General features: G+C 60.7%; 7 protein-coding genes. 3 read left to right on the top strand and 4 right to left on the bottom strand.

The window, feature by feature from the left end; all coding sequences use genetic code 11:
- The first annotated feature begins 160 nt into the window (after positions 1–160).
- On the top strand, positions 161–1,357 hold the full coding sequence (locus JW929_10620; protein ID MBN1439852.1) for a beta-lactamase family protein: 1,197 nt from the start codon (positions 161–163) through the stop codon (positions 1,355–1,357).
- A gap of 330 nt (positions 1,358–1,687) precedes the next feature.
- Here JW929_10620 and JW929_10615 read toward each other — a convergent pair whose 3' ends face one another.
- Genes JW929_10615 through greA form a run of 3 tightly spaced genes read right to left on the bottom strand, consistent with a single transcriptional unit; the run spans position 1,688 to position 3,930 of the window.
- Positions 1,688–1,846, bottom strand: coding sequence for a hypothetical protein (locus JW929_10615; GenBank protein ID MBN1439851.1), 159 nt, complete (start codon positions 1,844–1,846; stop codon positions 1,688–1,690).
- Positions 1,847–1,887: 41 nt separating this feature from the next.
- Positions 1,888–3,405, bottom strand: a complete 1,518-nt coding sequence (lysS, locus tag JW929_10610; protein MBN1439850.1) for a lysine--tRNA ligase — start codon at positions 3,403–3,405, stop codon at positions 1,888–1,890.
- A gap of 57 nt (positions 3,406–3,462) precedes the next feature.
- Positions 3,463–3,930, bottom strand: a complete 468-nt coding sequence (gene greA, locus JW929_10605) for a transcription elongation factor GreA (protein ID MBN1439849.1) — start codon at positions 3,928–3,930, stop codon at positions 3,463–3,465.
- Between the two features lie 374 nt (positions 3,931–4,304).
- Between greA and JW929_10600 the strand changes: the two genes are divergently transcribed.
- Positions 4,305–6,953: a hypothetical protein gene (locus tag JW929_10600; protein MBN1439848.1), complete on the top strand. Its 2,649-nt coding sequence runs from the start codon at positions 4,305–4,307 to the stop codon at positions 6,951–6,953.
- An 11-nt stretch (positions 6,954–6,964) separates the two neighbouring features.
- Here the strand turns inward: JW929_10600 and JW929_10595 are convergent, their stop codons facing one another.
- On the bottom strand, positions 6,965–7,963 hold the full coding sequence (locus JW929_10595; protein ID MBN1439847.1) for a serine/threonine protein kinase: 999 nt from the start codon (positions 7,961–7,963) through the stop codon (positions 6,965–6,967).
- A gap of 148 nt (positions 7,964–8,111) precedes the next feature.
- Between JW929_10595 and JW929_10590 the strand changes: the two genes are divergently transcribed.
- Positions 8,112–8,590: FHA domain-containing protein (locus JW929_10590; GenBank protein ID MBN1439846.1), on the top strand; the 479-nt coding region annotated here is incomplete at its 3' end.

Raw genomic sequence — 8,590 nt, 5'->3', positions numbered from 1 at the left:
GGAGAGGGGGAAGGGGCCAGGGGATAGGGGTGAGGATGGAAAAGAGCAGGATTTCATTTCAGTATTACTGAGGCTGAGCAGATACCAGAATCCTTTATAATCTAGCGTTTGTGCTGCCTGGAAAAGCACAAACCGGACATCTTCCAATTGTAGGTTTGATGTGAAGCGGGTCAAGATTATTACAATCGTTTTGGCAATTGGCGCCCTCATTGTCGTCGGGATCGGACTGGCCCTGAACATGATGGGGATGTTCCTGCCCGCACATGCCGACGACATCGATCGGTTTATGGAAAGCCGGATGGCGGCAATGCAGTCGCCGGGAATGGCGGCAGGAATCATCGGACCGGATGGCATTCTCTGGGAGGGATATTACGGCACAATGGATGGCAGACGCCCGGTGAACGAAGATACCCTGTTTCTTCTGGCCTCGGTTTCAAAAACCATGGTGGGTACCGCCGCGATGCAGCTTTGGGAACAGGGAAAATTCGAATTGGACGACGAGATAAATGATTACCTTGATTTCGAGGTGCGCAACCCCAATCATCCGGAGGCAGCCATTACCTTTCAACATCTGTTGACGCACCAATCGTCCATTAGCGACGGATCAATCGAACGGTATCAACGGTTCTATACCATTGCCGACGGAGGAGGCGACTCGCCGTTGGGGTTGGGCGAATTCCTGGAAAGCTATCTGGTTCCCGGTGGAGAGGAATATAGCGCGGCGAGCTATCGTAAAACGGCTCCCGGGGAAGGCTCAGAATACTCCAATTACGGCGTGGCGTTGCTGGCCCTCCTGGTGGAGATGATTTCGGGCGAGGACTTTGCGGATTATTGCCAAAGCCACATCTTTGATCCACTGGATATGGAACACAGCTACTTCAGGATCCGCGATATTCCTGCCAGCGAAATGCAAATCGCTTCTCCGTTCCATCAGGGGGAGCCGATCCCGCAATACAGCTATCCCGATTATCCGTCCGGCGCCCTCAGGACAACCCTTCGTGATTTGTCGCGTTTTGCCGCGTTTTATCTTGATCCGGCAGGCAGCGAGACCGGCATCCTTCAGCCCAAGACTGTGGAGTTGATGTTCGAATCGCACGGCGACTCGGTTTTTCTTGGAAGCGCCAATATGGGGTTAATTTGGATGCGGATGGATTGGATTTTTTTCGAAGCTGTCGGGCACAATGGAAGCGACAAAGGCGTATCGACCTACCTGCTGTTGTACCCGGAAGACGGATTTGCCACGGTCTTCTTTATGAATAGCGACTTTCGCGGATCGGATATCGGATACTATGTCCTGCTTCGGGATGTCGCCGAACGGCTGTACAACAAAGGCCAAGTCCTTGTCGCCGGTCAATAACCCGCGGCGGAAACCATGTCCGATGACGATGCGGCGCACGATGGGCAGGCGTTTGGGAAGGGTGTTGGAGGTGCCCGGATAGTAGAAGGAGTTGCCCCATGCCATCCCCATTGTCCTTCGGGCTGACGTCCCGGCGGCAGGTGGCCATCTCAAACAGCGGCCATTCTTGGATCAACCGTTGGCTTCCCAACCAACGGACACTGGTTGTGCGCGAGTTTTTTCGGTTGCAAAACACGCTTGGAAATGCCGGCATCCCGGAACGCCCAATTGATCCGCGGAATGGGCCGCGACAATCCCGAAGGAAAGAAGATTTCTCGAGCTTCGGCTCAGCTATTTCTTAGCCGATCCGGGCGAGGCGTCCAACACAGACACCATCGCCTTTGCGGCCCGCTGGATGATTTCGATCAACTCGCGCTGGTCGCCGGTGAGGGGGCCGGCCGAGGGGCGCGAGATCATCTGCAAGGCCATCAGGATTACGCCGAGATGCATCCGCAAATCGTGATCACGGGAAGGCGTTCGCCGGCGCGGGGTCATTTTTCATCTTCCCGCTGGCGCAGATGGGGATACAGGATGACTTCGCGGATCGTCGGCTGGTTTGTAAGCAGCATCGTCAACCGGTCCACCCCCATTCCGAAACCGCCGTTGGGGGGCATGCCGTACCGCATGGCATTGAGATAGTCCTCGTCCATGGGGTGGCGGTCTTCGTCCCCCTCCGCATACGCCCTTCCCATCTCCAGGAAGCGCTGTTCCTGGTCGAGCGGATCGTTCAGCTCGGAGAACGCGTTGCACAACTCCATGCCGGCAACGAACCCTTCAAACCGCTCCACCGTGGCGGGATCGCCCGGCTTGCTTTTCGCCAGTGGGGATATGTCCCGCGGGTAGTCGAAGAGGAAGGTGGGCTGGACGAGTTTGGGTTCAACGAAATGCGAAAGCAGGCTTTCAATCAGCTTCCCGCGGTGGGTTTGTACCTTGGGGGCAAGCCCTTTGGCCTGCATGGCGGCGGCGAGGGATTCGGCCGTCGGATGGTCGTCGATGTCGATCCCGCCGAGTTCCAGGATCGAATCGCGCAGGGAGACGCGGGTCCAGGGCGGGGTGAGATCGAGGGTGCGGCCGCGGAAGGAAATTTGCCGGGTGCCCAGGACTTCCTCGGCGACGGTGGAGACCATCTGTTCCGCCAGGTCCATGATCTGGCGGAAATCCGCGTAGGCCATGTAGAATTCCAATTGGGTGAACTCCGGATTGTGCTTGAAGGACACGCCTTCGTTCCGGAAATCCCGGCCGATCTCGTACACCCGCTCGTACCCGCCCACCAACAACCGCTTGAGATACAACTCGAAGGAAATCCTCAGGAACAGATCCTGATGGAGTTGGTGGTGATGGGTGACAAACGGCTTGGCCGCCGCGCCGCCGTACACCGCCTGAAGGATGGGGGTTTCCACCTCAAGGAAACCGCGCGAATCGAGGAAATTGCGGAGCGAGGCGATCACCCGCGCACGCGTTCGGAAAACCTCGCGGACTTCGGGATTGACCGCCAAATCCGCGTAGCGCTGGCGGTAGCGGGCTTCGGGGTTGTCGAAGGCGGAGTGTACGACTCGCCGACCGTCCTCACCGACGGTCTCCTTGGAGGCGGGCAGGGGGGTGATGGCTTTCGCCAGCATGGCGAACGATTCGACTTGCAGGGTGACCTCGCCGGTGCGGGTGCGGAAGAGCGTGCCGCGCGCTTGAAGGATGTCTCCCAGGTCGAACAAGTCGCGGAACCGGTCGAGGCTTTCCCGGCCGAGTTGGTCCGCTTTGAGCAACAGTTGAATCTGCCCGTCGCCGTCTTCGAGGTGGGCGAACACGGCTTTGCCCATGGAACGCACTGAGCGCAGGCGGCCGGCCAAAACGGCCGCCACCGGCTCCCCTGCGGCGGCCTGCTCGAAGGAACGGCGCGCTTGGGCGCTGGTATGGGTCCGTTCGGCGCGCGCCGGATAGGGATCCACCCCCGCTTCCCGCAGGCGTTGCACCTTCTGTTGGCGGTTCTTTTCAAGGTCGTTGAGTTCGCGCATGGGCGGATGGCGCGGAGAGCGGAGAGGCAGCCGTCTCGGACGCGCCCGGGATGGCGTTTACTTCACGGAAAGCACGCGGAAGGTCAGGATGCCGGCCGGGGCGGTGACCCGGATTTCGTCGCCCGATTTCCGGCCAAGCAGCGCCTGGCCCAAAGGGGATTGGTTGGAGATGCGGCCCTCTTTTGGATTGGCTTCGGCCGCTCCGACAATCACGTAGTGCTCGGGGGCGTTGTTGGCTTCCTGGATGGTCACTTTGCTGCCGACGCGGACGACATCCTGATGCCCGCCCTCCTCGATGATGATGGCGTTCGAAAGCATCGTTTCCAGGGTGAGAATTCGACCCTCGACGAATGCCTGTTCGTTCTTGGCGCTTTCGTATTCCGCGTTCTCGATGAGCTCGCCGCCTTCCATGGCGTCGTGAAGCCGTTCGGCGACTTCCGCGCGGCGCTTGGTGCGAAGGAGTTCCAACTCCTCCTCCAACTTTTTAAACCCTTCTTTGGTGAGAAAAACCGGTTGGTCGCTCATGCTGAATTCCTTCTCCGACCGACAAGGATAGGGTGGGACGGATCCCGCTTCGCCCATCCCATGCTGATCGTTTCCGTATGACAGGATTGGCTGGCTGACAAACGCGAACCCCCGAAGGATTGAGAATCGCAAGGCCGGGGATCCTGCCCTCCAACGGCGAAAATCATAGCATAATCCCACGGGCTTGACAAGAAAGCGCAACGCTTGCCGGCTTTTTTTCGGCGAGCGATCCGTTGACGACGGCGCCTCTAGGGTATACTAGGCTTGTGCCATTGCGAAAAATATTCCTCGCCGCCGCTTTCTGCATTTTGGCCGCTCCCTCCCTGGCGTTTCGACCGGCTCCTCAAGGACGCGTTCCACCCGAGGTGCAGGCCTTGTTCGATCGGATGACCGCCGCGGAGCGGATCGGCCAGCTGTTGATGGTCACCTTTCAGGGGAAGGATATATCCTCCGCGTCCGACATTCATCAGCTGATCGCGGATTATCACATCGGCGGCATCCTGTTGAAGCGCGAAAACGCCAACTGGCGGAGCGGAGAAGGCGAAGCCGCGGCCGTCCTGGCCCTCGCCAACGGTCTACAGCAGGTCGAAGCCGATTCCGCCGTCCGGGAAGAGCCGGTCGGGGAATCGACGTACATCCCGTTGTTCCTTTCCCTCCAGGGCGGAGACGACGGGTATCCGAATTCGCAGCTGATCACCGAACTCACCGATGTTCCCTCCGCGATGAGCATCGGCGCCACTTGGCAGCCTTCCTACGCCCAGGCGGTCGGCAAGATCCTCGGGCGGGAACTTTCGCGGCTGGGAATCAACATGTACATCGGCCCCTCGCTGGACGTCCTGGAATCCCCCAATCCGGGCACGACCGGAGACTTGGGGGCGCGGACCTTCGGCGGAGACCCGTTCTGGGTGGGGAAAATGGGACAGGCGTATATCCTCGGGATCCAGGAAGGCGGCGGGAACAAAGTGGCCGTCGTCGCCACGCATTTCCCCGGGATCGGCGCCTCGGACCGCAGCCCGGAAGAGGAAGTAGCCACCATCCGCAAGGCCATGCAGGAACTGCAATCGATCGATCTGGCTCCGTTCGCCAAGACGGCCGCGGACGTTCCGGGATCGCCCGGAATCGCCGACGGGTTTATGGTCTCGCACATCCGTTACCAGGGGTTGCAGGGGAACATCCGCACCAGCACGCGTCCGGTCAGCCTGGATCCCCAGGCCTTGCACCTTCTGCTGGCCTTGCCCGAATTCACCGTTTGGCGGGAAGGCGGCGGGATCACGGTCAGCAGTTCGCTGGGCGCGCAGTCGATGCGGAAATTTTACGAAGCCACCGGCCAGACCTATTCGAACAAGCATGTCGCTCTGAACGCCTTTCTGGCGGGGAACGACATCCTCCAAATTTCCGATCTGGTCAGCGCCGAAGGCCAGACCGAACTGCAGGCGACGGTCGATACGGTTAAATACCTCCAGCGATACTACGAAACCGATGCGGCCTTCGCGGAGAAAGTCGATCAGGCGGTGCTGAGGATCCTCTCCCTGAAAAAGCGCCTATATCCGCAGTTCTCGGCGGAGGCCGTTCTCCGCCCCGAGGCCGCCCTGGACGATTTAAAAACCGACCAAGGAATTGCTTCGGAAATCTGCCGGGCGGGCGCCACCCTGATCAGCCCCGATCCTGAATCGGCCGGTGGGTCGACGATCGAACCGCCGACGTCGGCAGACCGGATGCTGGTCTTTACGGATTCGAGGACGGTGGTTCCCTGCCCCGCGTGCACAACGGAATCGGACGTCTCGCCGACGGTTTTCGCCGACACCGTTCTCCGGCTGTACGGTCCGGGAGCATCCGGATTGATCCAGCCGACGCGGATCCAGTCGTATTCCTTCAAGGATTTATACGGGTATCTGCAGGGGGTGGAACTGCCGGATCTGGACATCGCGCTGGCGAATGCCACGGTGCTGATCGCCCTGATCCGGGCCCCGTCTCCCGGCATCCCGGAATCCGTCGCCTTCCAGCGGTTGCTGGAAGAGGAGCCGGCGCTGATCCGCAACAAGAAGATTATCGTCTTCGCCCTGGGCGCGCCGTACTACCTGGATTCGACGGAGATCAGCAAGGTAAACGCCTACTACGCCCTGTACTCCAAGCACCCCGGCTGCATCGAAGTCGGCGCGCGGATTCTGCTCGGCGACGCCGCCCCCGCCGGCTCCTCTCCGGTGAGCATCGAAGGGATTAACTACGACCTGCTGACCGAACTCTCTCCCGATCCCGGTCAAATGATCCAGATTTCCGTAGGATTGCGCGGTGCGCCGACGGCGATCGCGCCGACCGAAGCCGTCACGCAGACCCTGAGCGCTTCGCCGACTCCGATGGGATTTTCGCTGGGGGATGAGATAACCTTCACCGCGGGGCCGGTCATGGACCACAATCAGCATATCGTACCCGACGGGACCGGCTTGAGCTTCCAAATCGTCTACCCGGATGAGGATATTCCCCCGCTTCTCCTGGATGCGACCACGGTTAACGGAATCGCCCGGACGGACTATCTCCTCGGGCGGCAGGGGGTGATGCAAGTATCCGCTTTCAGCGCTCCGGCGAACCAATCCACGATCCTTCGGTTGACCGTCGGGGAGGAGCCGGGATTCGTCACCGCCATCGTTCCGACGGAAAACGGAAACCAAACTCCCTCGCCCTCGATCACGCCCACCCTGTCCGCCACTGAGGCGGCTCCCGGGCAGGGCGGGAAGGAACGGGCTGGGATGGACACGCTGGTCGTACAACTCTTGATCATCGGATCTTTTTCCGCGTTGGCCTACACGGTAAGCCGCAACCCGGGTTGGGGCGCGTACCGCTGGCGGGTCCCGTTGGGCTTCGTCGTCGGAAGCCTGGCCGGGTACGATTTGGCCGTCATCGGCTTCTCCGGCGCCGGCGGGTTTTCAAGTTTTGGCGGACGCTGGATTAGCGTGGCGGCGGGACTGATTTGCGGGCTGGCCGGCGCCGCCCTCGGGTGGGGGTCGGTGCGCTGGAAGCGGAATTAATCCGTGCCGGATCAGGGCAACAGGCTGGAAAACACCGCCAGGAACAGCAACGCCAGCGCAAGGACCGCCAAGGCTTTGTCGGGTTGGGTGAGCGGGACGGCGGACGGCTGCTGAAAGTAGCGGGCCGAGTGCGAGGAGGAGGGCAGGGGGGCCGGCGCGGCGCCGAACAGCGCCTCCCGGAAAATCTTGACCGTTGCCGGACGGTCATCCGGATGGAGGGCCATCGCCCAAAGCGCCGTCCGTTCCAATTCGGGAGGAACCTGCGGGTTGAGGTGCCGCAGCGGAGTAAGCGTGTCCGGATTCAGAAAGCGCTGCTTCGCTTCGGGCGGGGCCTGCCCGGAGAGAAGGTGGTAGAGCGTACAGCCGAGGGCGTACACGTCGCTGCGGATGTCCGTGTGGCCCGTATCCCCTCCGTATTGTTCGAGCGGCGTGTAGAGCGCCGTGCCCCGGCCTTGCATCACCGTGATCGTCATCTCGTCCGGAACCATGACCTTAACCAGCCCGAAATCCACCAGTTTTACCAATCCGCTGGGGGTGACGCGGATGTTGCCGGGCTTGACATCGCGATGGAGGATCGGCGGATCCTGGCCGTGCAGGTATTCCAGGGCGTCGCACAATTGCGCGGTCCAGGCCAGGACATCCGCTTCGGGAAGAAAGCTGCCGAGTTGGCGGGCGTCTTCCACCATGCTGCGCAAATCCCGTCCCGGGACGAAATCCATCACCAGGTAATCCCGATTGCCGGAAGAGAAAAAATCTGATACCTTAGGAAGGTTGGGGTGGTCCAACCGGGCGAGAATGCTGGCTTCCCGGTAAAATTGCTCGCGGGCTTCCTGTTGTAGCCGCTCCGGCATGCCGGGATCCTGCTCCACTTCCTTGATCGCGCATTTTCTTCCGGAAAGCCGTTCGTCGTCGGCAAGGTAGATGGCGCCCATCCCGCCGTGTCCGATGACGGACAGCACGCGGTAGCGGTTTTTCAAGAGGTGATTCTCGTTTAACGGCTTGGTGGGCATACGAAGGAAGGAAACTCCATTTCCCCCACCGGGCTGGAAAACGCGGGGTGGAGGAAATCGCAATCCTCTCGGTTTGACCGCTGCATGGGAGCTTGCGGCAAGCCCCGGCGTCATGCAGGCGATGAAAGCATTATAACCTATGGAATCAATGGAATCCAAAGAAGAATCTCCGGTTCTGATTGGCCAATCCGGTCCGGTCCAAGGAATGCGCTGGAGCATCCCGCCGACGGGCGTCACCCTCGGGCGGGAGAACGGCTGCGAAGTGGTGATTGCGGACCGCCAGGTTTCCCGGCGCCATGCTAAAATCGACCGCCGCGGAGGTCGGACCTTCATCCAGGACTTGGCCAGCAAGAACGGCACCTGTGTCAACGGCCTCCCGGTCAAGGACGAGATGGAGGTCAAAGACGGCGACCTGATCCAAATCGCCCTGGCCGCGGGGTTTCTCTACATCGCATCCGATTCCACCACGCCGCTCGAAGCCGAGGGAGTGGCGCCGCGGCAGGGCCGGATCCGTCTGAACCCGGTCGAACATTCCGTGACGGTAAACGACCGCCTGGTCGATCCGCCGCTGTCGATCCATCAATACCGGTTTTTAGAGATGCTGGTCTTCAGGAGCGGGGGGCTGGC

It is taken from the genome of Anaerolineales bacterium, from assembly GCA_016928575.1.
In the GTDB taxonomy this organism is placed as follows: domain Bacteria; phylum Chloroflexota; class Anaerolineae; order Anaerolineales; family RBG-16-64-43; genus JAFGKK01.
Note: the sequence above shows the minus strand (reverse complement) of the source record. Positions and strands in the feature narration are given on the sequence as shown.

Coding starts and splice junctions, on each gene's coding strand:
- JW929_10615 (MBN1439851.1), bottom strand. CDS start 1,846: ATGCATCTCGGCGTAATCCTGATGGCCTTGCAGATGATCTCGCGCCCC.
- lysS (MBN1439850.1), bottom strand. CDS start 3,405: ATGCGCGAACTCAACGACCTTGAAAAGAACCGCCAACAGAAGGTGCAA.
- greA (MBN1439849.1), bottom strand. CDS start 3,930: ATGAGCGACCAACCGGTTTTTCTCACCAAAGAAGGGTTTAAAAAGTTG.
- JW929_10595 (MBN1439847.1), bottom strand. CDS start 7,963: ATGCCCACCAAGCCGTTAAACGAGAATCACCTCTTGAAAAACCGCTAC.